Origin of the sequence: Undibacterium sp. WLHG33, from assembly GCF_049544815.1 — a bacterium.
Taxonomy (GTDB): domain Bacteria; phylum Pseudomonadota; class Gammaproteobacteria; order Burkholderiales; family Burkholderiaceae_D; genus Undibacterium.
In genome coordinates this window covers 1,310,597-1,335,871 of the sequence record NZ_CP186697.1, presented here as the reverse complement: position 1 = coordinate 1,335,871, position 25,275 = coordinate 1,310,597, and the positions used below count along the sequence as shown (strand labels likewise).

Genomic DNA, 25,275 nt, shown 5'->3' with positions numbered 1-25,275 from the left:
TCAATTAATCACTAGGCCACCATCTCCAATGGAGTATCAGCCTCTTTCACTTTTTTAGTTTTACCCGCGCGGGAAGGTACATGACACAATCCACACTTATAATGATCATTCAAATCCAATGAATGTGCAACAAAATGCCCACCGCATTCCGAACATTTTGCAAATGTTAGCATTTTCCCTTCAAAAAATCGGACTAAAGTCCATGCTCTAGTCAAAGAAAGTACTGCATCATCGGGAGATACACAACCAACTTGCTCAAGATAAAGCCGATAAGATTTAACAACTGCCTCAATACCAAAAATTTCAGCATGCTCATTCAAATATTTATAAATATTCATAAATAAAGATGAGTGTATATTTGGTTGCCAGGTCGTAAACCAGTCTGTTGAGAATGGAAGCATACCTTTAGGTGGAGAAACACCTTTCAGCTCTTTATAAATCTTCAAAAGCCGTTCGCGAGATAGCGAAGTTTCAGACTCCAACAATTGCAGACGCGCGCCAAGATTAACCAAATCTATCGCCAATTGAATCTCAGATGCCTCATTAAGAACGCTTTTGCCAGCCATATCAACCTCCGATCATTACTCAGTGAATATTTAACAGACAGACTTAGTGAATTTCTTCAACAGTCTGCCCCGCCATTAAAATAGCCGCGTGAGAATGAGCGAGAGAACGCTCTTTGTTATAATTAGTGAGCATGCAAAGTATTGAACTATCCTCAAAACGGAATCGCGCCAACATCATATTGGAGCCGGCAAGTTTAAGAATTTGAGAATTATTCAAACCTTCAATTAAGTCAGCTATTTCCTTACCTATCCCCAGGCGGAAAATGGCGGTTGCCTTATCAGCACGAATCATTTGCTGAGCAAGCATCAAATAACTTAAGTTTGCATCACGTATTTCAGCCATCATGTCGTTCTGTGTCATTTCCCTACCCTCCAATACATATTCAAAGGCGAAATATCTTGCCGTTGAGATACATTGTGCTCGACCACAAAATTAGGGTGTATAGGAAAAAATAGGTATTTACAACAGGAATAAACAGAACTAGCCCGTAAGACAAAATCTTACAAGCTACTTTTTGAAGATGTATGCAGAAATTTTTACTTTTATTTTAAGCAACAAACAAAAATACTTAAAAAGTAAAACCTATAAAAATCAAATGCTTAGTGCTTTAAATTGTGTTTCTTGTTTTTAATAACGGCAGCGTTTTTTAAAACTTTAGGGCAATCAGAAAATATTTTTTAAAAATCTTCTTCTGACCTATTAACGGTAGTGGCGGGAAAAACTTTAGTTATTCTTTGAAATTTTTTTAAAAATTTTCCGCTTTTGTGTAATGTCGCAACAGATTGTGTTGATTTGAGACGAGAAACGTCTCAGGAAGGATATAAAAAATACAAAAAAAGAAATCTGAGATCAACGATTACTTGCTCTATTTTAATTTTATACAGACTGATTACGCCACAAGCAGCTCTGCTTTAACTGCTTATCCAAACCGGACAAAAGTGCTTCGTGTTCACTTAACTCTTCAGCTGACGCCATTTTAAGAATCACTTCATCAATAGGCGTATCGATAAACACGACCTCCTCAACGACTGGCTGCTCTTCATCAGGCAAATCGATGGCAAAACTATCCTGCCCCCTGGACATCGCCAAAAAGACGTCTGCCAGTAACTCCGCATCAAGCAAAGCTCCATGTAACTTTCTGTGCGCGTTAGATATTTCGTAACGATCACATAAAGCATCGAGAGAGTTTCGCTTTCCTGGATGCAACTCTTTAGCCTGAACCAGAGTATCGGTAACAACCTCTACATGGTCAGTGAACAACCCGAGGCCGGCTCTTGTAAATTCTGCGTTCAGAAAAGAAATATCAAAGGGCGCATTGTGAATGACAATTTCAGCCCCCTTTACATACTCACAAAACTCATTGATCACTTCGGAAAACTTTGGTTTGTCACTGAGAAATTCAGTAGTCAATCCATGTACCGCGAGTGCCCCCTCCTCAGAATCTCGCTCAGGATTAATATATTGATGATAATTATTTCCCGACAACTTCCTGTTTATAAGCTCAACGCAACCGATTTCAATAATTCTGTTCCCGTCTCGGACACTTAAACCGGTCGTTTCAGTGTCTAAAACGATTTGTCTTAATTTCTTTTCCATTACATAGATCCAGTACTAAATTAACCAGCGACCCATTCGAATGAAATTTTGTCGCCATTCCCATATGAGCAAAAACTGGACTGCATACCGACGCCAGCAGCAAACAGGAGGTGATCACCAATTGATACAAAAGGCAGCTTCTGTCGAACCCAAAAGGGAATTTTAAGGGATTGATAGTGGCTTTTCATATCTCGGGTAGGTCTGTTTTCAGCCAACTTAATACGCTCCCCTCCCCGACGGAAATGAATTTCAAGGGACTGATTATTTAACCATTCGGAATCAACACCCAAGTCCGACTTTAGGAAGTACAAAGCCCCTCCCATCTCAGGAAACTCTATCGTTCCCTGACCTGTCCATCTGAAAATCACTGACTTATCCGACTGATCCTGCGCATCCCTCCTTGAAGTCGCATATATCCTGCCTTGGTATCTGTGTATTGCCAGATTATCGTGAAAAACCGTAACACGGGCATCATCGCGCGCCTCGAATAATTGCTTGCAAATCTCTGCCAGTCTTGAAGTGGTTGGGACTCTGGAGCGAAGCTTGGTGAACCATAATCGCAATAAATTGTTGACTCTTTCGGAGCTTAACAAACGAATGCTTTGCAGACTCAAACCATCATTATCAGCACAAACACGAAAATCTTGTTCAGCAATGTCCTCCAGTAATATCCGTGTAGATTTCATATGTATTGCAGTTCTCGCCACACGCAAAGAAAATCCCGGTGATATCTCTTCTAGCAAGGGCATCACTTTATGTCTTAACGCATTCCTCAGAAATCGTGCATCATCGTTTGACTCGTCGTGTATATGCAGAACATCATGGCTTTCAACAAAGCGCTCCAAATTTCCCCTGGCTTCCTGCAATAACGGCCGCATTAACGTCAAGGTGCTGACACCGAGCAAATTCTCTGCAGTATTAAAGCGGTCCATGCCAGACAAGCCGGCGACACCAGATCCTCGCAGCATCTGCATTAGAAGAGTTTCCGCCTGATCATCCTGATGATGAGCAGTCAAACAGAAATTAATCTGATGTTCATGACAAATTCGCCCAAGAGCCAGATACCGAGCTCTTCGCGCACTGCTCTCTATCCCGTCTTTTTTTGTGCCATCTAACGTCACTTTTTCGTAAAAAAAAGTGACATCCTGGCTAAGGCATACTGATCGACAGTATTCGAGCCATGAGTCAGCATTCGGGCTGAGTCCGTGGTGTATGTGAATAGCGAATAAGGGAATGGCGCGGAGGCGACAATACTCAACTGCCAGCTTGAGAAGAGCCGAGGAATCAAGTCCACCACTGTATGCAATCGCAATCCCACATACTGACTCAACTCCCAATTCGGAAAAGTAGGAATCCAGTGTTTCATTAAAGCGGTACTGTAAAGCACCGCTGTCACTACGTTGAATCATTCGGAAATTTTTGTTTCCTTAAATTTACCGTAACTCATCAGTTTTTCATGACGAGCACTGAGCAAATCTTTAGTCTTAACACCTTGGAACTGACGCAAGGTATCAGCAAGAGCGCGCTTGACCAGAGAGCACATCTGCTTAGGATCTCTGTGCGCACCACCTAGCGGCTCGTTAATAATCTTGTCAATTAACCCCATTGCTTTCAGGCGGTGGGCCGTTAACCCCAACGCCTCGGCTGCATCGGATGCCTTATCAGATGTTTTCCATAAAATCGAGGCACATCCTTCAGGTGAAATGACAGAATATGTTGCATATTGCAACATCAACACTGCATCTCCTACCGCGAGTGCCAGGGCGCCACCTGAACCACCTTCACCGATAATGGTCGTAATCAGCGGCACCTTCAGCTCAGCCATAACATATAAATTGTGCCCAATAGCTTCCGATTGACCACGCTCCTCAGCATCAATACCCGGCCAGGCGCCTGTCGTGTCAACAAAAGTGAAAACCGGAATATCAAATTTCTCCGCCAGCTTCATCAGGCGCATAGCCTTGCGATATCCCTCGGGTTTCGGCATGCCGAAATTACGCATTGCCCGCTCTTTCGTATCTCGTCCTTTTTGGTGTCCGATCACCATGCAGGACTGACCATTAAAACGAGCTAAACCACCAACAATTGACTGATCATCTGCAAAGCTGCGGTCACCATGCAACTCATGAAAATCCGTGAATACGTTGTTGATGTAATCCATCGTATATGGCCGCTGCGGATGACGGGATATCTGCGATACCTGCCAGGGTGTCAGCTTTGCATAGATATCTTTAGTCAGCATTTGACTTTTTTTAGAGAGCCGGTCAATCTCTTCAGAGATATCAACAGCAGAGTCATCCTGCACGAAGCGTAACTCTTCAATTTTAGTTTCGAGTTCAGCTATTGACTGCTCAAAACTCAGGAATGTCGTTTTAGTCATCGTGCCTCCTTAAATCCACACGAGTTGAGAAAATTCTTACTCATTGACAAAGTCAAAATAAAAGCACTGAAATAGATTACTTACCGTTTTGAAGCCCTCGTGCGCTACAACTTCAAACTGATCAGAACCACAGAATCTAAAATCAGCTAAAGAGACTACCTTGCGAATATATCCGGGCTTCCCCGAAAAAAACGCCAAAAATCTCGCAACGGGGCAGATTAAATATCAAAAACAACTATTCTGTCCAGCATCTGTTATCGCTCAGACCAAATCAACAGAAAACTACTGCCTTCGTCCTTTATCTGTCGACATTTCCGAATTGAGAAAATTTCAGTTTGAAACGGAACGGCTTCATCATAATGACAGTACCCCATCATCAGCTAAAGTGACAATTAACTCACGAATATCTGATGTTTACCTGAGCAAAAGCCCAAGAAGTACACTTATTTGATAAGATGTTGCTTACGTATCGCTTTAGTATAACATTGCCGCTCTTATGTTCAGTCAAACTCAGATAAATCCAAGCCAGAACGCTATGCGCCAAATTTTAAAAAGTATTTTCGTCATCTCGAACTTATCATTCGCATTATTCTCTCCCGCTTCTTTCGCTGATGATGCAGCTGATGTTGGAAAATTGCTTCGCTCTGGCCAAATATCTGAAGCCCTCCAGAAAGTAGATAGTGCACTGGCAGTACGTCCGAAAGATGCTCAAATGCGCTTTTTAAAAGGACTGATTCTCACAGAGCAAAACAAAAGTACCGAGGCGATTGCTATTTTTACCAAGTTAACTGACGACTATCCTGAATTACCTGAACCTTATAATAATCTGGCCGTTTTATATGCCGCGTCGGGACAATATGACAAAGCGAGAGCATCACTGGAAATGGCTATCAGAACGAATCCTACATATGGTACTGCGCATGAAAATTTAGGTGATGTTTATGCCAAATTAGCCAGTCAGGCATATGATAAGGCACTGCAGCTAGACGCAGGAAATGCCACGGCGAAATTAAAACTGACATTAGTTCGCAACCTCGTTGGCAATACTACAGGCGGAACGAATCCGAAAGCGAACCCAGCACCGGCAACGCAAATTGCGCAGGCACCATCTGCAAAAGCACCTGTAGCTGCTGCGGCAGCAAAACAGGCAACACCAGTAAAAGCAGAAGCAGAACCTGTTAAAACAGAATCCGCAAGCAAATCAAAAGCATCCCAGCTGCAGGACAAGGACGAAGATGATGTGTTGAAAGCGATTGAGAATTGGGCTAAAGCGTGGAGCAACAAAGATACGAATGCGTATCTGGCACACTATGCCAAAGACTTTCAAACCCCTAAAGGCGAATCACGAAAAGCATGGGCTGAAGAAAGACGCGAAAGAATCGAAGGGAAAGGCCGTATCAGCGTAAAAATCGAGAACGCCAAAGTTAGCATTGACGGCAACACTGCAACAGTAAAGTTCCGCCAGATATATACCTCTGACCGTCTGACCGCGAATAGCCGTAAAACCATCAATATGACGAAACAAGACGGCAAATGGCAAATCAAGCAGGAGCGCGCGGGTAGCTGATGTTTTTCGACGTCAACAGGATTGCTTCGATCGATCATGTAATCGCGAAGCGGGTTTTTTGCGCCCTTTTTATCTGCTGTTTGTTCATCTGCATCAGCTCACCTGATGCAGATGCAAAGGCACGACCGCAAAAAGTACAGTACGATCAGATTCCAAGTTCGGTCAACCCTGACCAGCTCTTAATTGAAGTATATAAAAGTCTTGCAGAAAACAAACTTCAGAATGCTCAGGCGAAAATTGATGAATTAATTGAAGCCTATCCCCATTTTCAGTTAGCACATCTGATCAGGGGAGATTTGTTACTCATGCATACCCGTCCGGTAACCAGTTTTGGCTCGGGGGCAAATATTCAGGGTGAAAAATTAAAAGAACTGCGGGATGAAGCGGCAGCAAGAATCCGTTCGTATCGCGAACGCCCTGCTCCGGACTTACTCCCCAGACCTGTGATTCAGCTTCGCGATGATCAAAAGCAAGTGATACTTGTGGATGCGAAAAAGTCTCGCTTATATCTTTACGAAAACGTCGCAGGACAACTCAGGTTCGTCAGCGACCATTACATCAGTCAGGGTAAATTCGGCACCAACAAGTTTAAAGAAGGAGATCAAAAAACTCCTCTTGGTGTTTATTACATTACCAGTCGCTTATCAGGCAATAAGCTGCCCGACTTTTACGGCCCGGGAGCACTTCCACTGAACTATCCAAACGAATGGGATAAAATTAACGGTCGCAGCGGTTCTGGTATCTGGCTGCATGGAATGCCATCCAGCAGCTTCAGCAGACCACCGTTAGCGTCGGATGGCTGCGTTGTAATGACCAACCCGGATTTTCTGAAAATTGCAGCATCTGTTGACATTGGCAAAACGCCGGTCATCATCAGTGAGCACATTGAATTCGTGAACCACGCAAAATGGATGATGGATAAGCAGTTTGCGGCAAAATTACTGGAGGACTGGCGCTTTGACCTCGAAAGCCAGAATGCAAACCGTATTTTTGCAAATTACTCTAGAAATTTCAGAGCAAGTCAGGGAGAAGATTTAAACTCTTGGTTTTCCAAACAAAGACAATCCTGGGACAACTGGATTACTCCCGTAGTTAAACTGAAGGACGTCACCTATTTTCTTTATCCAGGTAAGGATGAAATGATCGTCACTACCTTTACGCTAGAAGTCTCCTCAGGAAAAGCCAAAGTCAATACCAGGAAAAGGCAATACTGGAGAAAAGAAGCCGCCAAATGGCGAATTGTTTATGAAGCAAATGTATAATCAGGCGAAAAAAATGACATCCGTACACAAAAAAATTTCAGGTTTTATTTTTGCTGGCGCAACTTTATTCAGTTCCCAATTGTTAATGGCTGAAGAGTTACCCAAAGTTTCCTTAAAAACCAGTATGGGAGAAATTGTGCTGGAACTGTACCCCGATGCGGCTCCCAACACAGTCGATAATTTTCTTAAATACGTTAAAGCAGGTCACTACAAAGGAACGATTTTCCATCGCGTCATCAATGACTTCATGATTCAGGGTGGCGGTTACGATAAAAATATGAAGGAAAAGCAGACACGCAAACCGATTCCATTAGAAGCACGTCGCGCCCTGGATAAGGGGCTGAAAAATGAGATCGGCACTATAGCGATGGCGAGAACGGAAGACCCCAATTCGGCAACGGCACAATTTTTCATTAATGTAAAAAATAACGAATTCCTGAATCATCAGATATTGCCTGACGGCGATCCTGTGGAATTTAACTATCGGGGCAATATGGTGAAAGCACCGAGAAACAAAGCTTTGCTGGCGACAGCTGGCTACACACCGTTCGGCAAAGTAATCAAAGGTATGGACGTCGTCGATAAAATCAAAACAGTGGAAACAGGCGATGCAAACATGATGCAAAATGTGCCTAAGCAAAACATCGTCATCGAATCCGCAAGCATTATTAAATAATTTTTTTACTTATTACTAAGGAATATCATGGCCGTCATTCTGACCACTAATTTAGGTACCATCAAAATCGAACTGGACGCAGAAAAAGCACCGAAAACCGTCGCTAACTTCATTGCGTATGTTGAATCCGGTCACTATGCTGGCACCATTTTCCATCGCGTCATCGATGGATTCATGATTCAAGGTGGCGGCTTTGAGCCAGGCATGAAGCAAAAAGAAACGATGGCTCCAATTGAAAATGAAGCAAATAACGGCCTCAAAAATCAGCGTTACTCTATCGCGATGGCACGTACTGGCGCCCCTCATTCTGCATCCGCCCAATTTTTTATTAATACCGCTAACAATAGCTTTCTGGATTATCCGGGCCAGGATGGCTGGGGCTATTGCGTTTTCGGTATGGTGACTGAAGGCACTGACGTCGTTGATAAAATCAAAAGCGTTAAAACTTCACGTTCAGGTATGTTCCAGGATGTGCCGGTTGAAGATGTGATCATCGAAAAAGCAGAAATCGTCTAAGCAAAAAAACGCAGCATAGTGAACTTTCAACCATCACTGAAAACAGCGCAATCAGAAATGCTTGCGCTGTTTGTTTCCGACATCCATCTCTCCCCCGCGCTGCCCGAAACTACCAATATATTTCAGGCATTCCTGCGGCAGACAGCAATGCGAGCCAAACAACTCTATATTCTTGGTGATTTGTTTGAATACTGGGTAGGTGACGACGACATTACGGATGACTACAATCAGAAAATTGTCTCTGCATTAAAAACTGTGGCGGAATCAGGAGTTGAATTATTCTGGATAGCCGGAAACCGGGATTTTTTAGTCGGTGAAATTTTTGCGGAAATGACAGGAATCAGACTTCTTCCCGACCCAAGCGTAGTCAGTATCGGGGGACGCAATATTGTCATTTGTCATGGTGATGCTCAGTGCACAGATGATACCGATTACATAAAATTCCGGACGGTAGTCCGCAATCCGGAATGGCAGAAACAATTTCTGAGTAAGCCGCTTTCTGAACGCAAGTTGATTGTGCAGAGTATGCGCATGAACAGCAAGAGTGAGCAAGCGCAAAAAGACAGCAACATTATGGACGTCAATCCTGATGCTATCGCCAAGTTATTTGATACTTCAGCTTGTAACACCATGATTCATGGTCATACGCACCGCCCCGCGCTACACACAGAAACAGGCCGATATCGCTATGTGCTGCCGGACTGGGATGCTGACACGGACAAACACAAATGCACAGGTGGCTGGCTCAGTATCTTTGCCGATGGAAAAATCCTCCTATCCGATCTGAACGGTCAGGAAATATAAAGTATCGCCATTTACTGAGTACTAAATTATTCAGTGACCAGGTGTCCGGCAGAAATTTTCAGTGTTCTGCCGCACCGTGCAGCAATCGACAAATCATGTGTGACCAGTACCAGCGTTGAATGTCGCTCACGGTTTAACGCGAACATCAATTGAATAATCGCCTCCCCCGTCTGAGCGTCAAGACTACCGGTCGGCTCATCTGCAAATAAAAGCGGGGGCTCAGTCACAAAAGCACGCGCCAGCGCAACACGCTGTTGCTCTCCGCCAGACAAGAATTTGGGATAATGGCGCAAGCGTGCAGCAAGAGCTACTCTTTCCAACATCGCTTCTGCTTTTTCTCTGGCTTGCTTATCGCCACGCAACTCTAACGGCAGCATCACGTTCTCAAGCGCAGTCAGATGCGCCAGCAACTGAAAAGACTGAAAAACAAAACCCAGCTTTTCCTTACGGAACTTGGCGCGTTCATCCTCGCTTAAGGAAAACAGGTTAACGCCTTCCAACAACACCTCACCTGAACTCGGCACATCCAATCCGGCGATAATACCGAGCAATGTGGACTTACCGGAACCGGAAGCACCAACTATCGCAAGCGTCTCGCCCGCATGCGCGGTAAAATCAATGCCGTTCAGTATCGTTAAATTCCCGGTCGCATCATTGACCTGCTTAACAATATTTTTAACTTCAATTGCTACTTTTGCTGATTCTTTAGGATGTGTCATGCTGTCTTTTCGATCTGTGTACCAATTTTTATCTGAACTGTTAAAAATAGTGTTCGTTATCAGTTTGGGAATGACAACTGCAAATGCTCATTCTGCATCAAAAACCATACTCGTGCTCGGCGATAGTCTGTCGGCAGAATATGGTCTTGTAAGAGGAGAAGGTTGGGTCAGTCTATTAGAAAAGCAACTGACTGCAAAGAATATACATGCGCAGGTGATCAATGCGAGCATCAGCGGGGAAACCACTGTCGGTGGTAAAACACGGCTCCCGTCTTTGATGGAAAAATATCATCCGGATATTGTGATTATCGAGCTTGGTGGTAATGATGCCTTGCGCGGTTTATCATTAAAAGCATCCGAAGATAACTTTCGCGCAATGATTTCAACAGCGAAAAAAGATAAGGCACGTATCATCCTTACCGGCATGCAGATACCACCTAATTACGGAAAAGAATACGCGCAGAAATTTTTCTCTTTGTACGCCAAATTGGCTGCCGAACAGAAAATCGTACTGGTGCCTTTTCTGTTAGAAGGCGTTGCCGACTCCAACGACTATTTTCAAGCAGACAGAATTCATCCTGTCGCGAAAGCACATCCCGTTATTCTCAATAATGTCTGGCAACATCTTTCCCCTTTACTCAGAAAATAATTTATGAAATATCCTGAGGTCTGTTTTTTTGACGACATTGTCTCGGACTTAGATCAGTTTGATTGCATTATTGATGTACGCAGTCCATCTGAGTTTGCTGAAGACCATATTCCCGGTGCCATTAATTGTCCGGTTCTGAATGATGAGGAAAGAGTCCGCGTCGGCACCATGTACAAGCAAATCGGTGCATTTGAAGCAAAGCGCCTCGGTGCAGCCCTGGTAGCCATCAACATAGGAAACCACCTGAATCATCTGTTTCAGGATAAGCCAAAAGAGTGGCGCCCACTGATTTACTGCTGGCGCGGTGGTAATCGCAGCGGTTCAATGGCGCATATTTTTTCCAAAATCGGCTGGCCGGCGGCACAACTGCACGGTGGCTACAAAGCTTACCGGCAACATGTGAATCAACACATCCCACTGCTCGCGCAAGGAATTAAATGGAGAGTGTTATGCGGACCAACCGGCAGCGCTAAAAGCCGCTTGCTGGCGGCACTGACCAATGTCGGACAACAAGTGCTGGATCTTGAGAAATATGCTTGTCACAGAGGATCGGTACTGGGAGATATTCCGGATGAAAGGCAACCATCGCAAAAACATTTTGAAAGCCGGATCTGGGAAAATTTACGCAAAATCGATAAAACTCAGTACGTCTATGTTGAAGCGGAGAGCAAGAAAGTCGGTAATCTGCGTGTACCTGATTCTATTATGGAAGGAATCAGAGGCGCGGCTTGCGTCTCTTTGAAACTTGATATCCAGAAGCGGGTAAATTTACTGATCGAAGACTATGCACACTTCGTTGACAATCCTGACCATCTGGGAAAGCAGTTAGATTTTTTAACTTCTTTGCACGGCAAAGAGAAAATCACGCAATGGAAAACCCTGGCCTCCCAGCACGATATTCAGACCCTGGTAAGGAAATTACTGGAGGAACACTATGATCCGGCGTATCACAAATCTATCAACAAAAATTTTTCTCAGTTTCTGACAGCCCAGGAAATCGCACTGCATGAAATTGATGAGCAGAGTATGCAGGAGGTGATTAAACACATCATCGCCGAACAGGAAACCGATCAGCCCTCCACATCATCGAGGATGCGCTGACCCTCCTGATCCAGTTCATCAAACTGATGATGATTCACCGCCCACCAGAATAACGCGCCGATAGCAAACACAACCAGAAGGCTCACAGGTATCAGCAAATACAATATATCCATAATTAGTTTAAAGTCTCAGTCATCACAAATTCCGGCTGCGGTAAAAGATACAAACGCAAGGCATTTAACACAACCAACAGCGAGCTCAGTGACATTCCTAATGCCGCATGCCAAGGCTCCAGCCAGCCAATAATAGCAGCTGGAATAGCAATCAGATTGTAAAGAATCGCCCACGCCAGATTCTCGCGGATTAAAAGAAATGCCTTGTTCGCCACGACAAACCCGAAAGAAAGATCATTCAAGCGATTTGACATGAGTAACAAATCGCTTCTGGTTTGCGAAATCGGTGCTCCCTGCCCCATCGCAACAGCCACGTCTGCAATAGCCAGTACCGGGCCATCATTCATCCCGTCACCAACCATGACGACCCTCGCCCCCGTTGACTGAAGCTGCTGTACCACATCAAACTTATCCCGCGGACTCAATCCGGCACGAGCCTCCGTGATCCCGCATTGCTGTGCAACCGCCATCACCACGTCAAGTCTGTCGCCTGACAACAGCACTATTTTCTTTCCGGCAGCCTTGAGTTTTTCTATCGCTTCAACAGCGTCGTCACGCAATACGTCCGCCATCGCAAATAACAGTATCACTCCATCCTCGTCCGCCAGCATTGACAGGGTTTTGTTCGCAGTATCAGCAGGAGCAATAAAATCCTGATGCGTAATTGCAGTCACAAAATCTGCACTTCCAAGGCGATACAGCCTGCCGTTAATCACTGCCTCAACGCCACCGCCCGCTATTTCTTGTAAATTCGAGGAATTCATTACTGAGGATTGAGTATGTTGCGCCGCCAAACTGTCTGCAATCGCCTTGGCGGCGGGGTGTGCAGAACCCGAAGCTAAAATAAACGCAATTGTCTGGGCATCAGCATCATCTCTCAGCACCATCGTGTCCGATACACGCAGCTTACCGACAGTGAGCGTGCCGGTTTTATCGAAAACAAAATGTGTCGCCTCCGCCATCGCCTGTATCGCTTTACCATTTCTGATCAGGACACCATTTTTTGCCAGCAGGCCGATCGCAGCGGACATAACGCCAGGTGTCGCCAACGATAAGGCACAAGGACAAGTCACCACAATCACGCTGATAGCGATCCACAGTGCCCGCGAAGGATCAATATAAAACCATCCCAGCGCCGTTAACGCTGCGATGATCAGAATAATGGTTAAAAACCGGCTGGCGTGTTTATCTGCCAATAAAACAATAGGCGGTTTTTCAGTTGCCGCATTCTCCATCAGGCTGATCAGCGTCGATAACTGCGTATCACTGCCTACCTTTGCAGCCTGCATTGTTAAGGTGCCGGTCAGATTGATTGCACCAGCAGTTAACGGATCACCGACCATTTTCACAACCGGATGAGACTCGCCCGTCATCAAAGCCTCATCACATTCACTACGACCTTCCAATACTATGCCGTCAGCCGGGACTTGCTCTCCGGGAGCAACCAGCAGATAATCACCAACCAGCAACTCAGAGGCGCTAACAGTCTGCGTCTGTCTGTTATGCGGGTAATCTGCCATTCTTTGCGCTGCCACCTCTGTTAGCTGTGTAAGGACACGTAAAGCCGCCGTGGTCTTCTTTTGCACCAGACTCTCAATCAGCCTGGCACCAAGCAACAAAAATACAAACATAATGGCCGAGTCATAATAAACAGCTCCGCCTTCAAAAGTCGCCCAGACACTTGCGAAAAACGTCAATAAAACTCCTAACGACACGGGCACATCCATCCCGATATGCCGGTTGCGGATATCGCGCCAGGCCGACTTAAAAAATGGCATCGAAGAAAAGCCTATCACTGGCACCGCGATCAGCATGCTCGCAATTTTCAGTAATTTATCCAGATCAGGAGTCAGATCACCATCTGCTTGCGGAACCGGAACTAGGTATGCCGGAAACGCATACATCATGATCTGCATCATCGCAAAGCCAGCAACGAATAAACGCCAGATTGCTAATTTATTTTCTTTCTTTTCCGCTTCATCGGTATCGTAACTGACGGGCAAGGCACCATAGCCAAGCTGCACAATCGAGGTAATGATATTTTTCAGATTATTTTTGTCGCCCTCCCATGCCAGATCCGCACGATGACTGGCAGCATTAATCTTGAATGAGGTAACGCCGGGAAGCTGACGAACGCGAAACTCGATCAGTTGCATGCATGCAGCACATCGCATGCCGGACAAACTGAGTTTTTCATGCTGAAGCTGATTGCTTTCTGTTGACGCAACGGCAACTGCGGGGGATGGATGAACACCAGACATGAATGTAGTTATGTTTCCGTTTGAACGGACTTCGCTTTCAAATATTCTGAAATCATATTGTTCTGCTCGACAGTCCGTAGAATTGCAAGACAACCGTGGCAACAAACCGGCTGCTCTTTCCCATTGAATTTGACGTAAATAGCCTTGTTCTTACGCATTTTCTCACCGCAATGATAGCAATCGATTTTCTCCGCGCTATTCTGCGCAGAGGAAAACAGAGCTAACAGGTGACTGAGGGTGATTGCCATAAGAAATTACAAATCAAAACTGTATCCGGATTATCTTACATTAAATGGAACCTAAGCGATTGATTTGACGCAACGCAGAGAGGGGCTAAGTCGGGTGTTCAGATCCGGAACAAGAAGGGCTCGCATAAAAAAAGACGGTAGCGTTGCACTACCGTCTTTTATTTTTGAGTCCCAATCGGTGAGGATTCCGAGAAACCTCTGTTCCATGCCTGATGATGGAAATGCTAATTCAAATTGTCATCCTTTTACTTCGCACACAACCGGAACCACGATGAAATCCGGATCTCAGAGAACAACGAACATGGAAACGAAATATTATCTATATCGACCTCCTGTTTTGAACCAGCCACGTACCCAATATAAATGAAGCGGAAAAGATAGAAAAGAAAATTAAAACTATGTATGCCGTAAGACAGATTTAAAAAACCAACTAAACAAAATAGATCAATTCAGATCAGCGTATTGATAGACTATTGCTCTTTAACAGAGAACTGACCGCACTGCTTCCCACCGAAGCACCAAATTTTTTCAACACACGTTCAGGCAAGCCTTCTTTCTGCGTGTAATCAACGATATCTTCTGCCTTGATCACATCGCGTGCGACTGACTCAACGGTACCGAAGTCATCGGCTAACCCCATTTCTACGGCTTTGCTTCCTATCCAGAATAAGCCGGAAAAAGTTTCCGGTGTTTCTTTCAGGCGATTGCCCCGCCCTTTACGCACCACATCAATAAACTGCGCATGAATTTCATTTAACATCGCCTGAGATAACTCTTTATGTTTTTCCGTCTGTGGTGAATAAGGATCCATAAAGCCTTTATTTTCACCTGCGGTCATCAACCGTCGCTCAACACCAACTTTATTCATCAGACCCGTAAAACCAAAACCATCCATTAAAACACCGATGGAACCAAGGACACTGGCTTTATTGACATAAATTTTATCGGCGGCTGCGGCGATGTAATAGCCACCAGACGCGCAAATCTCATCCACTACCACGTACAGCTTTTTGTCTGGATAATGCGACCGCAAGCGGACAATCTCATCATTGATCATGCCAGCCTGAACCGGGCTGCCACCGGGACTGTTAATACGCAATATCACACTCACTGATCCAGCATCGGCAAATGCGCGGTTTAATGCAGGGATCACGTCTTTAGCACTGGCACTGCCACCAGCATCAATTTCACCATCAATTTCAACCAAGGCGGTGTGATGCCCCAGATTTTCCGTCTGAGCATCTGAAAAACCGGAAAAATAGTAAAAGCCGCCAAGAATAAGCAGAAGAAAGGTGAATTTAAAAAATATTCCCCAACGACGTCGCAATCGCTGCTCACGCAGAGACTCGAACAGCAGCTTCTCTAAAACTGTCCGATCCCAGGATGCAGATACATTTTCTGTGCTGTCAGCTGGCTTTTTTTCAAACAACGGATCGTTCATCATCTTACCTTTGTATTCTTTCAGGCAATTACAGGCTGAATATAATCGTCCGGATGCCAGTAAACCGTTCCGTCCGACTCGCTGACCTCAATTTTCCTGAGCCGACTCCCGCGGCAAGGCCCGCCGGAGCAATATCCTGTTTCCGGCTGATAAATTGCGCCGTGCGTTGCGCACATAATGAATAAGCCGCTGGATTCAATAAACTCACCCGGATTCCAGTCCAGCTCCACAGGCACATGAGCGCAGCGATTCAGATAAGCATGCACTTCATCGGCGTAGCGAATGACAAAACCAACGGCATCTTCACTGCCTGCTGTCAGCGGAAAACGCACGCCTTTTCCACCGTTGATCAGTTCTTCAGATTTACATATTGCAATAGATTTCATTCAGTACGACTCCACTCAGGCATTTTCCCTGAGCCATTGATGCAACTCTGCTACGGTCTTTGCTGAATACAGAGGATTAAAACCAGACAGTAAATGCGCGTCATGTGCGCCATACTCGACGGCGACGGCGGCGGCGCCAGCATTATTTGCCATTTGTAAATCATGAGTCGTATCACCGACCATCAGTGTGCGCTGCATATCCTGCCCCAACTCTCTGGTCAGTTCTTGCAACATCGCCGGATGCGGTTTGGAAAAAGTTTCATCCGAACAACGCGTGGCATCAAATAAGGACGTTAGTTCGGCGGTATGCAAAGCACGGCTCAGGCCTACACGGCTTTTTCCGGTGGCAACCGCCAAAAAATAGCCTTCCTGCGACAATTCATTGAGCATCTCGCGTACACCATCAAACAATGGCAACTCGTGGTCTTTTGATAAATAGTGATAACGGTAACGCTCCACCATGCGCGGGTAGTATTTCGGGTCAACATCGGGTACCGCGGCTTTCATCGCTTCCAACAGTGATAAACCGATCACATAGGCGGCCGAATGATCGCCAGGTATCGGTAAACCCAGATCTTTTGCTGCCGCCTGAATACATTTGACGATAGTAGCGGTACTGTCCATGAGGGTACCGTCCCAGTCAAACACAATAAAATCAAATTGCTTTTTTGCCATATTAAGAATGAGCTCCCCGCCATTTCAGATGGGGACTGATGTTGCTTGTGAGTACCTCGATCATACCATTAATAAACATTTAAGTTTTTCCACTAGGCCTCCAAGCTGCGGAGAAAGTGTTCGCACTCTTCCGGAAGCTGGGCATTGACTGTAATCTGTTTGCCGGTCTCGGGGTGCGTGAAGGTAATCTGATGAGCATGCAAGAACATACGCTTGAGGGCACCACGTGTTGCCGTGGCTTTCTGCAAGGCTTTATTTAAAGGAAAATCCCCGTATTTATCGTCGCCAGCAATCGCAAACCCACTGGCAGACAAATGCACGCGAATCTGGTGCGTACGCCCGGTTTTTAATTCCGCCTCTAACAAAGCAAATTCTTTAAACTTCTTCTTAAGTGTAAAGATCGTGTGCGACGCCATGCCATCCGCCTGCACCCGTACACGTCGCTCACCATCAGCCGTGGTGTATTTATGCAAAGGCAACTTCACATGTTGCCGGGCATTTTTCCAGTCGCCGGAAACCAGTGTGTAATAGCGCTTGTCGGTCAATCCGTCACGCATCTGTTCATGCAAATTTGTTAAGGCAGTACGTTTTTTCGCAATCAGCAGAATCCCGGACGTCTCACGGTCTAGCCGGTGCACCAGCTCCAGAAACTTGGCATCTGGCCGCGACGCTCGTAATTGCTCAATCACACCATAACTGACCCCGGACCCGCCATGTACAGCGACACCGGCAGGTTTATCGATGATCAGCAGATAGTTATCTTCAAATAAAATCGGGAACTCAAGTTTAGGCACCACTTGCGTCGCTTGCTCCGCCATGCGTATAGGAGGAACACGGACAACATCTCCCGCCACCAGTCTGTATAACTGATCGATACGTCCTTTATTGACGCGCACTTCACCGGAACGTAACACCCGGTAAACATGACTTTTCGGCACGCCTTTACATATACGCAAAAGAAAATTGTCGATGCGCTGACCTGCCTCTTCCTCAGAGATTGTCAGGAGCTGTACTCTGGGCGCAGAAGCTGAAGGCTCTTGCGGGGGCATCGTTTGCATCTGTTTTTGATGCCTTCCCCCATTAATTATCGCTAAGTCCTTCATTTTGAATATATAATCATTTTCGCTTCAGCAATTACGCTTTAGCAGTGTAATAGAAATAAACAGCTATTTTACACAGGGGTCAGTCCATCAGCCTCGCCAGTTTGCAAATATGATGGAAAAGATGTGTATGCGACGTCGTTGACGGGTCAAGGTGGCAACCGGCTGTTGCTGTCGGATTTCAGTGAAACGAGGTTGGATCAGAGCGTTTGAATAGTAAGGATAAGTTAGGTAAGAGATGCTGGTTTATGATGAATAAGCATGCTTATCTATGATGATTCTGGTAGTAAAGGCGATTCCGTCAGACACAACACAATAAGATGGTCTGACACCAAAGTTGCTCATCGCCTGGCGTTGTACTTCGCTATTGCACAAATTTAGCAAGTTCAGACAACGCGGGGGACATGTGCACTCGACTTCGCACCAGCATCAGACGCGCCCGGCGCGAAGCAGAATAAAAATTGAATTTAATTTTCGTCGCAAAGCAGTTTCATGACTGGCAGCGACTTCATTCTGCTGCGCCACAGGCATTTCCCCGTCCTTCAGACTCTCCTTTCTGGCATACATCCCCATATCAGTACAGTCACATGCTCATCGGATGAGTGTGTGACAAAAGATGACCAACAGGTCACGGAGTAAAAACATGAAACGTATGCTGTTCAACGCAACACAGCAAGAAGAACTGCGTGTTGCTATCGTCAATGGGCAAAAACTCATCGACATTGATATCGAGACCGCCGGTCGCGAATTACGCAAGTCCAATATCTACAAGGGTGTTATCACCCGCATCGAACCATCTCTCGAAGCCTGCTTCGTCAACTACGGCGAAGAACGTCACGGTTTCCTTCCATTTAAAGAAGTCGCCCGCTCTTATTTCAAAGAAGGTATCGACGTCCGCAACACCTCCATCAAAGAAGCCCTGCGCGAAGGCCAGGAAATCATGGTGCAGGTGGAAAAAGAAGAACGCGGCAATAAAGGCGCCGCGCTGACTTCGTTCATTTCACTGGCGGGTCGCTATCTGGTGCTGATGCCAAACAACCCACGTGGCGGCGGTGTATCGCGCCGGGTGGAAGGCGAAGACCGTCAGGAATTGCGCGACACGATGGATAAACTGGATCTGCCGACCGGCATGTCCGTAATTGCCCGCACCGCAGGCATAGGCCGTAATGTCGATGAATTGCAATGGGATCTGAACTACCTGATGCAACTCTGGCGTGCAATTGAAGGTGCTGGCAAATCCACACCGGGCGCCTTCCTGATTTACCAGGAATCCTCACTTGTCATTCGTGCAATTCGCGATTACTTCCAGCCCGATATCGGCGAGATCCTGATCGATACCGACGAAATTTACGAACAGGCACAACAGTTTATGAGCCACGTGATGCCCGACATGGTGCATCGCGTGAAACGTTACAGCGACGACGTACCTCTGTTCTCCCGCTTCCAGATCGAACATCAGATCGAAACTGCGTACAGCCGTACCGTACCATTGCCATCCGGCGGCGCGATCGTGATTGATCACACTGAAGCTTTGGTCTCTGTTGACGTCAACTCAGCACGCTCCACCCGCGGCGGCGATATCGAAACGACGGCTTTCAACACCAATCTGGAGGCCGCAGAAGAAGTGGCCCGTCAACTGCGTTTGCGTGACTTAGGCGGCCTGATCGTGATCGATTTTATCGACATGGAAAACGCCAAGAATCAGCGCGAAGTCGAACAACGGCTTAAAGATGCACTGCGCTACGACCGCGCCCGCGTTCAGATGGGTAAGATTTCCCGCTTTGGCCTGATGGAATTATCACGCCAGCGCCTGCGCCCTTCCCTGTCCGAAGGCAGCCATGTGACTTGCCCTCGTTGCAATGGCACTGGTCACATCCGCGATACAGAATCTTCCGCCCTGCAAGTCCTGCGCATCATTCAGGAAGAGGCAATGAAGGAAAATTCAGCTGCAATTCATGTGCAGGTGCCGGTCGATGTGGCCGCATTCCTGCTGAATGAAAAACGTGGCGAAATCCTGAAAATCGAGACCCGTCACCGCGTAACAGTCATTCTGATTCCGAACACGCATCTCGAAACACCGCATTACAAACTGGACCGTCTGAAAACAGATGATCCGCGCCTTGAAGATCATCACGCCAGCTACGCCATGGCAGAGCAGGCTGACACCGATATCGGCTACAGCACACGCCAGAAAGAAGATATCAAGCCACGTCAGGAAGCAGTTGTAAAAAGTATCACACCGGAACAGGCTCCTATCGTTGAGCGCAAAGAAGCAGCGCCGGTAGCCGCAGCAGCGCCGGCACCGGGCTTCTTCAGCAAAGTGATGGGTTTCCTGTTTGGCAAACCGACAGCGCCTGCTGTCGCTGAAGCACCTGCCATCAGCGAAGAAAAATCGTCCGACCGAGACCGTAACGGCCGTAACTCACGTAATGGCCAGCGCAACCGGAATCGTCGTAACCGCGACGAGCGCGAAGATCGTCCGGCAAACGCGAATGGTCGCAACGACAAGGCTGAAAAAGCGGAAAAATCTGACAGCGACAAACCAGCCTCAGCGCAAGAGTCAGCACGTCCGGCCAAACAGCCTAAGCAGGCGCGCGAGCCACGTGAACCGCGTGAGCCTAAAGAAACTCAGGAAGGTCGCCGCGAACGTCAGCAACGTCAGCGTGAGGAGCGCAAAGATGCACTGACGGCCGATGCTAAAGCAGAAGAAACAATTCAGAAGCATCTCGATCCTGTGCCGGTACAAGTCGTCCCGGACACAGCGCCGGTCAATGGTATTGAGGCCATTGCGGATAACGAGAATACGGAGCAAGGTGAAGAACGTCGTCGTCGCCGACGTCGTGGTGGCCGCAACCGCAACCGTCGTGATCGCGAACCAGGTGAACTGAATGAGCAAGGCGAAGTGATTGCCGAATCCGGCAGCGAAGCCTTCGTTCCTGTCGCAAGCGAAGCAAGCAGCGACGTCGCACCGCTCACGATCATGGTTCCTGCTGCCACTGAAACAGCAGCACCTGCAGCAGACATTGCAGTTGCGCCTGTAACTCAGGCTACCCAGCCAGTTCAGGAAGTACCTGCAGCCGTTGTCGCTGCAGCAGCGCCTGCTTTCCAGGCGGAAGTCAGCACAGTTGCGGCGGAACCCGCACAGGCAGCAGCACCGGTAACAGCACCAGCGCCGGCGACAGAAGTGAGCAGCGTAACGCTTGCTCCTGCCGCAGTTGATGTCGTCGTAACTTCGGTGGAACCTGCTGAAGTGCAAACAACGTCAGTGCCTGCTCAGGCAGAAGTCGTGGCAGCAGAGAAAGAGGTGACATTCAGCGAAGCAGTGTCCGTGACAGCTGAAACCGCACCAGTCGTGGTTGAGTCTGTACCTGTTGCCGTCGCTGCGCCAGCAGAATCATCCCCGACAACACCAGCTGCGCAGACTGAAGCACCTGCAGCAAGCGTTGCAACAACGGCAGCAGCAGTTGCGGCACCAGCGCAGACACCAGCATCCGTCTCTGTGCAGCCAGCAGCGGCAAGCATGCCAGTTGAAGAGCTGAAGCAAATGCTGAGTGCAGCTGGCCTGGAGCTGGCGGTCACCAATCCTGAGAAGCTGCGTGCCGCACAGGAAAGTGCGAGCCAGATGCCAGCGGCAGTGCGTGTACCGCGCGAACGCAAGCCTTTACCACCGGCTTCGACTGAGCCTCTGGTATTGGTGGAAACCCGCCGTTAATCTGACGCGATAAGCAACCTCGTGCAAAGCTGGCAGACTCAACAAGTTTGCCAGCTTTTTTACTTTTAATGGATACTCCCCCCATTATTTGGAAAAATCAGGCTATCGTCAGCATATTTAAAGGGCTTAAAAATATACTCCCGGGAGTATATTTAATACCTCAATATAGCGCTGCACGCATCGCCGGATCACCTCTGACCGCAACAAGCCAGATTCGTCCCCTATCCCAGCCAATATCCTCTCCGACGCCATGCAAACAACGACGCATCCTGATCAGGCTATTTCCCTCAAAACGGCGTTCTGGTACTGGCTGAAATTAGGTTTTATCAGCTTCGGTGGTCCGGCCGGACAAATAGCGATGATGCACGCCGAACTCGTCGATCAGCGGCGCTGGATTTCCGAGCGGCGCTTTTTACACGCACTCAACTACTGCATGCTGCTGCCGGGGCCGGAAGCGACGCAACTGGCGGTATACATCGGCTGGCTGATGCACAGAACCCTCGGTGGACTGATGGCGGGTATCTTGTTTATTTTGCCCAGCCTGTTTATTTTGATTGGTCTGTCGTGGGCGTATATGGTGTTCGGCAAACACCATATCGTTTCCGGCGTGTTGTATGGGGTTAAACCGGCGATCGTCGCGATTGTGCTGGCAGCAGCGTGGCGTATCGGCAGCCGCAGCCTGCGCACGCATTTTCTGAAGGGAATTGCCGCCTGCGCTTTCATTGCCATCACTGTGCTTAAGCTACCCTTCCCCGCCATCGTTTTACTCGCCGCGGTTGCAGGAGCCTTATTCAGACAACATTGTCAGTTACCACCGTCACACGCAGCGGCAGACAGCGGGCAAAGAACCCATCCGCGCGCGCTGATCGACGATGACACGCCAACACCGGTACATGCGCGTTTTTCACTGCGCCATCTGATACTGGTTGCTCTCGCTGGCCTGGTATTGTGCGCTGGCGGCTGGAGCCTGATTGCTTATGCGACGGGTTGGCACAATCCTTTAACCGAGATGGCCTGGCTGTTCACGAAAACGGCATTACTGAGTTTCGGCGGAGCGTATGCGGTGCTGCCGTATGTTTTTCAGTCCGCGGTTGATCATTTTCAATGGCTGAGCGCGGCACAGATGATGGATGGTCTCGCGCTCGGTGAAACCACGCCGGGTCCGCTGATTATGGTGGTCGCGTTTGTCGGTTTTGTGAGCGGCTGGAATCAACTGCCCCTGGGCGCGGACAGCCAGTTGCTGGCCGGATTGCTGGGCGCCTGTATCGCTTTTTTCTTCACCTTTCTGCCGTCGTTTATTTTTATTCTGGCAGGTGGTCCGCTGGTGGAATCGACGCGCAACCAATTGCGTTTTACCGCGCCGCTGAGTGCAATTTCCGCCGCCGTGGTCGGCGTGATCGTCAGTCTGGCAGTATTTTTTGCGAGCCACGTTTTTTATACGGCACAACAACAATGGGATGTGCCCGCCATCGCCCTAACGCTGCTCGCCTGCATCCTCGTATTTCGCTTCAAACCCGGCACAATAACTTTGCTGGCCATATTTGGCGTGCTTGGGTTGTTGTGTCAAAAATTGATCTGAATCTACCTAATATAAGCGGGGAGAAATCTTATTTTCGTTCTCATGGTATTGTCTCGGCTTACGCAAAAAACAGTCTGAGCTAGCACTTCAATGACGGAAAAATTTATCCCCCTGACCGACCTGAGACGGCAATTGTCGCAACTGCAGATCCCAGACCGATTGGTCGAGCCGGATGGCGCACTGAGTGACACGCTGGCGCGGCCATTACACGATTTACGGATCTCGGTCACCGATCGCTGCAACTTCCGCTGCGTGTATTGCATGCCGAAAGAAGTCTTCGATAAAAATTATCAATATCTGCCGCATACCTCGTTACTGAGCTTTGAAGAAATCACACGTATTGCGCGCATTTTCATTGCGCATGGTGTCAAAAAAATCCGTCTGACCGGGGGCGAGCCCCTGCTCAGAAAAAATATAGAAAAACTGGTGGAGATGCTGGCCAGTCTGCGCACGGTCGATGGCAACCCACCCGATCTGACACTGACGACGAATGGCTCGCTGCTCACAAAAAAAGCGCAAAGCCTGAAAGATGCCGGATTAAATCGCGTAACGGTGTCACTCGACTCGCTGGATGACGTCATTTTCAAACGTATGAACGATGTCGATTTTTCTGTCGCGCAGGTACTCGATGGCATCGATGCTGCCCAGGCGGCGGGGCTAGGCCCGATCAAAATCAACATGGTGGTCAAGGCAGGAGTCAACGAGCATGAAGTCGCCGCTATGGCACGCTATTTCAAAGACACGCCGCATATCCTGCGCTTTATCGAATACATGGATGTCGGCGCGTCGAACGGCTGGAAACTCGATGAAGTTATCCCGTCGGCGCAGATCATTCAGACAATTCAGGATGCCGGCATGCCACTGAACGCCATTCCGGCGAACTACGCAGGGGAAACGGCGGAACGCTGGCAACATCAGGGTAGTCAGAGTGAAATCGGCGTCATTTCCAGTGTCAGCCATGCATTCTGCCGTGATTGCAGCCGTGCGCGCTTATCCACGGAGGGCAAGTTATACACCTGTCTGTTTGCGACTCACGGTCATGATTTACGGGCCTTGTTGCGCGACCCGGCGAACCATTCTGACCTCGCGATTGCCAATGTGATTGCCAGCATCTGGCAATCAAGACAGGATCGTTATTCTGAACTGCGTAGCCAGCAAACGGAGCGCGATCAGGAGCAGCGCAAGAAAATAGAAATGTCATACATAGGCGGCTGACCGGCAACGGCTTTGTCTGAAATACAGCAGATCCTTTCCGGAGATCAGCGCCACAACCAACACACTCAACACACATCAGATCAAAGATAGACAATATGACTGGCATAGACAAACAACTGATCACCGGCCTGATTCTGGCCGGTGGACGAGGCACCCGTATGGGCCAGGTCGATAAAGGTTTGCAGAATTTTCGTGGCGCGCCGATGGCATTACATGCCTTAATGCGGCTATCACCGCAGGTAGGTGAGATCATCATTAACGCAAATCAGAATCTGGCGGTCTATGAGAGTTTCGGCACCCAGGTCTGGCCGGATCAGATTGAGGGTTACGCCGGCCCTCTGGCAGGAGTGCAGACCGGTCTGGTACATTGCGAAACACCGTATATGCTGACGGTGCCGTGCGACTCACCTTTATTGCCTGCCGATCTGGCAGACCGTTTATCGCTGGGCCTGCTCAGCAATGATGCCGATCTGGCGGTCGCAGTTACCACAGAATATGAAGATGGCATTGCCCGTCGTCAGTCTCATCCGGTATTTTCTTTGATGAAAGCCTCGCTGCTGGACGATCTGACCGCTTTTCTGACACAAGGCGGTCGCAAAGTTGATGCATGGTACCAACATTTACATATTGCTAAAGTCGTTTTCGAGGACAATACTGGCTTTCGCAACATTAATACCCTGCAAGAACTACGACAATTCGAGACCTGAT

24 protein-coding genes are annotated in these 25,275 nt (G+C 47.7%); 11 read left to right on the top strand and 13 right to left on the bottom strand.

Annotation, left to right across the window (positions count from 1 at the left end; translation table 11 throughout):
- Nucleotides 1-11 precede the first annotated feature (11 nt).
- From flhC to ACOTSW_RS06030, 5 genes are all read right to left on the bottom strand, one after another.
- Nucleotides 12-566, bottom strand: coding sequence for a flagellar transcriptional regulator FlhC (flhC, locus tag ACOTSW_RS06050; protein WP_423681626.1), 555 nt, complete (start codon nt 564-566; stop codon nt 12-14).
- A 43-nt stretch (nt 567-609) separates the two neighbouring features.
- Nucleotides 610-927 carry a flagellar transcriptional regulator FlhD gene (gene flhD, locus ACOTSW_RS06045; protein ID WP_423681625.1) on the bottom strand — a complete coding sequence of 106 codons (318 nt, stop codon included), beginning with the start codon at nt 925-927 and terminating at the stop codon, nt 610-612.
- A 516-nt stretch (nt 928-1,443) separates the two neighbouring features.
- Nucleotides 1,444-2,163, bottom strand: a complete 720-nt coding sequence (gene dnaQ, locus ACOTSW_RS06040) for a DNA polymerase III subunit epsilon (protein ID WP_423681624.1) — start codon at nt 2,161-2,163, stop codon at nt 1,444-1,446.
- Between the two features lie 20 nt (nt 2,164-2,183).
- Nucleotides 2,184-3,572, bottom strand: a complete 1,389-nt coding sequence (tilS, locus tag ACOTSW_RS06035; protein ID WP_423681623.1) for a tRNA lysidine(34) synthetase TilS — start codon at nt 3,570-3,572, stop codon at nt 2,184-2,186.
- A complete protein-coding gene (locus tag ACOTSW_RS06030; RefSeq protein WP_423681622.1) occupies nt 3,569-4,543 on the bottom strand; it encodes an acetyl-CoA carboxylase carboxyltransferase subunit alpha in 975 nt (324 codons plus the stop codon). The genes tilS and ACOTSW_RS06030 overlap by 4 nt, the downstream gene beginning before the upstream one ends.
- 496 nt (nt 4,544-5,039) lie before the next feature.
- On the opposite strand from ACOTSW_RS06030, the gene ACOTSW_RS06025 reads away from it, so the two are divergent.
- The 5 genes from ACOTSW_RS06025 to ACOTSW_RS06005 are packed head-to-tail and all read left to right on the top strand — an operon-like array spanning nt 5,040 to nt 9,368.
- Nucleotides 5,040-6,110 carry a L,D-transpeptidase Cds6 family protein gene (locus tag ACOTSW_RS06025; protein WP_423681621.1) on the top strand — a complete coding sequence of 357 codons (1,071 nt, stop codon included), beginning with the start codon at nt 5,040-5,042 and terminating at the stop codon, nt 6,108-6,110.
- Nucleotides 6,110-7,372, top strand: a complete 1,263-nt coding sequence (locus tag ACOTSW_RS06020) for a L,D-transpeptidase family protein (protein ID WP_423681620.1) — start codon at nt 6,110-6,112, stop codon at nt 7,370-7,372. The genes ACOTSW_RS06025 and ACOTSW_RS06020 overlap by 1 nt, the downstream gene beginning before the upstream one ends.
- 13 nt (nt 7,373-7,385) lie before the next feature.
- The gene (locus ACOTSW_RS06015; RefSeq protein ID WP_423681619.1) at nt 7,386-8,048 is read left to right on the top strand and encodes a peptidylprolyl isomerase; all 663 of its coding nucleotides are present in this window, start codon (nt 7,386-7,388) and stop codon (nt 8,046-8,048) included.
- 27 nt (nt 8,049-8,075) lie between these two features.
- Nucleotides 8,076-8,564 (top strand): peptidylprolyl isomerase, encoded by a 489-nt coding sequence (locus tag ACOTSW_RS06010; protein ID WP_423681618.1) that lies wholly within the window; start codon nt 8,076-8,078, stop codon nt 8,562-8,564.
- Nucleotides 8,565-8,582: 18 nt separating this feature from the next.
- Nucleotides 8,583-9,368, top strand: coding sequence for a UDP-2,3-diacylglucosamine diphosphatase (locus tag ACOTSW_RS06005; RefSeq protein ID WP_423681616.1), 786 nt, complete (start codon nt 8,583-8,585; stop codon nt 9,366-9,368).
- A 26-nt stretch (nt 9,369-9,394) separates the two neighbouring features.
- Here the strand turns inward: ACOTSW_RS06005 and ACOTSW_RS06000 are convergent, their stop codons facing one another.
- On the bottom strand, nt 9,395-10,087 hold the full coding sequence (locus ACOTSW_RS06000) for an ABC transporter ATP-binding protein (RefSeq protein ID WP_423681614.1): 693 nt from the start codon (nt 10,085-10,087) through the stop codon (nt 9,395-9,397).
- 70 nt (nt 10,088-10,157) lie between these two features.
- On the opposite strand from ACOTSW_RS06000, the gene ACOTSW_RS05995 reads away from it, so the two are divergent.
- Complete coding sequence (locus ACOTSW_RS05995; RefSeq protein WP_423681613.1) at nt 10,158-10,736, top strand: arylesterase; 579 nt, start codon at nt 10,158-10,160, stop codon at nt 10,734-10,736.
- Nucleotides 10,737-10,739: 3 nt separating this feature from the next.
- Nucleotides 10,740-11,837, top strand: coding sequence for a tRNA 2-selenouridine(34) synthase MnmH (mnmH, locus tag ACOTSW_RS05990; RefSeq protein ID WP_423681611.1), 1,098 nt, complete (start codon nt 10,740-10,742; stop codon nt 11,835-11,837).
- Here the strand turns inward: mnmH and ccoS are convergent.
- The 7 genes from ccoS to ACOTSW_RS05955 form a co-directional block, all read right to left on the bottom strand.
- Complete coding sequence (ccoS, locus tag ACOTSW_RS05985; protein WP_423681609.1) at nt 11,807-11,950, bottom strand: cbb3-type cytochrome oxidase assembly protein CcoS; 144 nt, start codon at nt 11,948-11,950, stop codon at nt 11,807-11,809. The two genes, mnmH and ccoS, sit on opposite strands and share 31 nt — an antisense overlap.
- 2 nt (nt 11,951-11,952) lie before the next feature.
- Nucleotides 11,953-14,211, bottom strand: coding sequence for a heavy metal translocating P-type ATPase (locus tag ACOTSW_RS05980; protein WP_423681607.1), 2,259 nt, complete (start codon nt 14,209-14,211; stop codon nt 11,953-11,955).
- Between the two features lie 8 nt (nt 14,212-14,219).
- Nucleotides 14,220-14,459 carry a heavy metal translocating P-type ATPase metal-binding domain-containing protein gene (locus ACOTSW_RS05975; protein ID WP_423681605.1) on the bottom strand — a complete coding sequence of 80 codons (240 nt, stop codon included), beginning with the start codon at nt 14,457-14,459 and terminating at the stop codon, nt 14,220-14,222.
- 454 nt (nt 14,460-14,913) lie between these two features.
- Entirely contained in the window at nt 14,914-15,900 is a 987-nt protein-coding gene (locus tag ACOTSW_RS05970; RefSeq protein WP_423681603.1) for a S49 family peptidase, read from the bottom strand.
- A gap of 20 nt (nt 15,901-15,920) precedes the next feature.
- Nucleotides 15,921-16,286, bottom strand: a complete 366-nt coding sequence (locus tag ACOTSW_RS05965; protein ID WP_423681601.1) for a Rieske (2Fe-2S) protein — start codon at nt 16,284-16,286, stop codon at nt 15,921-15,923.
- 15 nt (nt 16,287-16,301) lie between these two features.
- Complete coding sequence (locus tag ACOTSW_RS05960; protein WP_423681599.1) at nt 16,302-16,961, bottom strand: HAD-IIIA family hydrolase; 660 nt, start codon at nt 16,959-16,961, stop codon at nt 16,302-16,304.
- A 92-nt stretch (nt 16,962-17,053) separates the two neighbouring features.
- The gene (locus ACOTSW_RS05955) at nt 17,054-18,019 is read right to left on the bottom strand and encodes an RluA family pseudouridine synthase (protein WP_423681597.1); all 966 of its coding nucleotides are present in this window, start codon (nt 18,017-18,019) and stop codon (nt 17,054-17,056) included.
- A 685-nt stretch (nt 18,020-18,704) separates the two neighbouring features.
- Here ACOTSW_RS05955 and ACOTSW_RS05950 point away from each other — a divergent pair.
- The 4 genes from ACOTSW_RS05950 to mobA all read left to right on the top strand — a co-directional run bounded on the left by ACOTSW_RS05950 (nt 18,705) and on the right by mobA (nt 25,274).
- The gene (locus ACOTSW_RS05950) at nt 18,705-21,773 is read left to right on the top strand and encodes an Rne/Rng family ribonuclease (protein WP_423681595.1); all 3,069 of its coding nucleotides are present in this window, start codon (nt 18,705-18,707) and stop codon (nt 21,771-21,773) included.
- A gap of 250 nt (nt 21,774-22,023) precedes the next feature.
- Entirely contained in the window at nt 22,024-23,352 is a 1,329-nt protein-coding gene (chrA, locus tag ACOTSW_RS05945) for a chromate efflux transporter (protein ID WP_423681593.1), read from the top strand.
- 90 nt (nt 23,353-23,442) lie between these two features.
- Nucleotides 23,443-24,567, top strand: a complete 1,125-nt coding sequence (moaA, locus tag ACOTSW_RS05940) for a GTP 3',8-cyclase MoaA (protein ID WP_423681591.1) — start codon at nt 23,443-23,445, stop codon at nt 24,565-24,567.
- A 95-nt stretch (nt 24,568-24,662) separates the two neighbouring features.
- The gene (gene mobA, locus ACOTSW_RS05935; RefSeq protein ID WP_423681589.1) at nt 24,663-25,274 is read left to right on the top strand and encodes a molybdenum cofactor guanylyltransferase MobA; all 612 of its coding nucleotides are present in this window, start codon (nt 24,663-24,665) and stop codon (nt 25,272-25,274) included.
- Nucleotide 25,275 lies beyond the last annotated feature (1 nt).

What these genes read in the sequence shown, in the direction of transcription:
- ACOTSW_RS06030 (WP_423681622.1), bottom strand. Translation starts at nt 4,543, where the DNA reads ATGACTAAAACGACATTCCTGAGTTTTGAGCAGTCAATAGCTGAACTC.
- chrA (WP_423681593.1), top strand. Translation starts at nt 22,024, where the DNA reads ATGCAAACAACGACGCATCCTGATCAGGCTATTTCCCTCAAAACGGCG.
- ACOTSW_RS05965 (WP_423681601.1), bottom strand. Translation starts at nt 16,286, where the DNA reads ATGAAATCTATTGCAATATGTAAATCTGAAGAACTGATCAACGGTGGA.
- ACOTSW_RS05955 (WP_423681597.1), bottom strand. Translation starts at nt 18,019, where the DNA reads ATGCAAACGATGCCCCCGCAAGAGCCTTCAGCTTCTGCGCCCAGAGTA.
- mobA (WP_423681589.1), top strand. Translation starts at nt 24,663, where the DNA reads ATGACTGGCATAGACAAACAACTGATCACCGGCCTGATTCTGGCCGGT.
- ACOTSW_RS06020 (WP_423681620.1), top strand. Translation starts at nt 6,110, where the DNA reads ATGTTTTTCGACGTCAACAGGATTGCTTCGATCGATCATGTAATCGCG.
- ccoS (WP_423681609.1), bottom strand. Translation starts at nt 11,950, where the DNA reads ATGGATATATTGTATTTGCTGATACCTGTGAGCCTTCTGGTTGTGTTT.
- ACOTSW_RS05980 (WP_423681607.1), bottom strand. Translation starts at nt 14,211, where the DNA reads ATGTCTGGTGTTCATCCATCCCCCGCAGTTGCCGTTGCGTCAACAGAA.
- flhC (WP_423681626.1), bottom strand. Translation starts at nt 566, where the DNA reads ATGGCTGGCAAAAGCGTTCTTAATGAGGCATCTGAGATTCAATTGGCG.
- ACOTSW_RS05970 (WP_423681603.1), bottom strand. Translation starts at nt 15,900, where the DNA reads ATGAACGATCCGTTGTTTGAAAAAAAGCCAGCTGACAGCACAGAAAAT.
- ACOTSW_RS05960 (WP_423681599.1), bottom strand. Translation starts at nt 16,961, where the DNA reads ATGGCAAAAAAGCAATTTGATTTTATTGTGTTTGACTGGGACGGTACC.
- dnaQ (WP_423681624.1), bottom strand. Translation starts at nt 2,163, where the DNA reads ATGGAAAAGAAATTAAGACAAATCGTTTTAGACACTGAAACGACCGGT.
- ACOTSW_RS06000 (WP_423681614.1), bottom strand. Translation starts at nt 10,087, where the DNA reads ATGACACATCCTAAAGAATCAGCAAAAGTAGCAATTGAAGTTAAAAAT.
- ACOTSW_RS05975 (WP_423681605.1), bottom strand. Translation starts at nt 14,459, where the DNA reads ATGGCAATCACCCTCAGTCACCTGTTAGCTCTGTTTTCCTCTGCGCAG.
- ACOTSW_RS05995 (WP_423681613.1), top strand. Translation starts at nt 10,158, where the DNA reads ATGACAACTGCAAATGCTCATTCTGCATCAAAAACCATACTCGTGCTC.
- tilS (WP_423681623.1), bottom strand. Translation starts at nt 3,572, where the DNA reads ATGATTCAACGTAGTGACAGCGGTGCTTTACAGTACCGCTTTAATGAA.
- ACOTSW_RS06015 (WP_423681619.1), top strand. Translation starts at nt 7,386, where the DNA reads ATGACATCCGTACACAAAAAAATTTCAGGTTTTATTTTTGCTGGCGCA.
- ACOTSW_RS06025 (WP_423681621.1), top strand. Translation starts at nt 5,040, where the DNA reads ATGTTCAGTCAAACTCAGATAAATCCAAGCCAGAACGCTATGCGCCAA.
- flhD (WP_423681625.1), bottom strand. Translation starts at nt 927, where the DNA reads ATGACACAGAACGACATGATGGCTGAAATACGTGATGCAAACTTAAGT.
- moaA (WP_423681591.1), top strand. Translation starts at nt 23,443, where the DNA reads ATGACGGAAAAATTTATCCCCCTGACCGACCTGAGACGGCAATTGTCG.
- ACOTSW_RS05950 (WP_423681595.1), top strand. Translation starts at nt 18,705, where the DNA reads ATGAAACGTATGCTGTTCAACGCAACACAGCAAGAAGAACTGCGTGTT.
- mnmH (WP_423681611.1), top strand. Translation starts at nt 10,740, where the DNA reads ATGAAATATCCTGAGGTCTGTTTTTTTGACGACATTGTCTCGGACTTA.
- ACOTSW_RS06010 (WP_423681618.1), top strand. Translation starts at nt 8,076, where the DNA reads ATGGCCGTCATTCTGACCACTAATTTAGGTACCATCAAAATCGAACTG.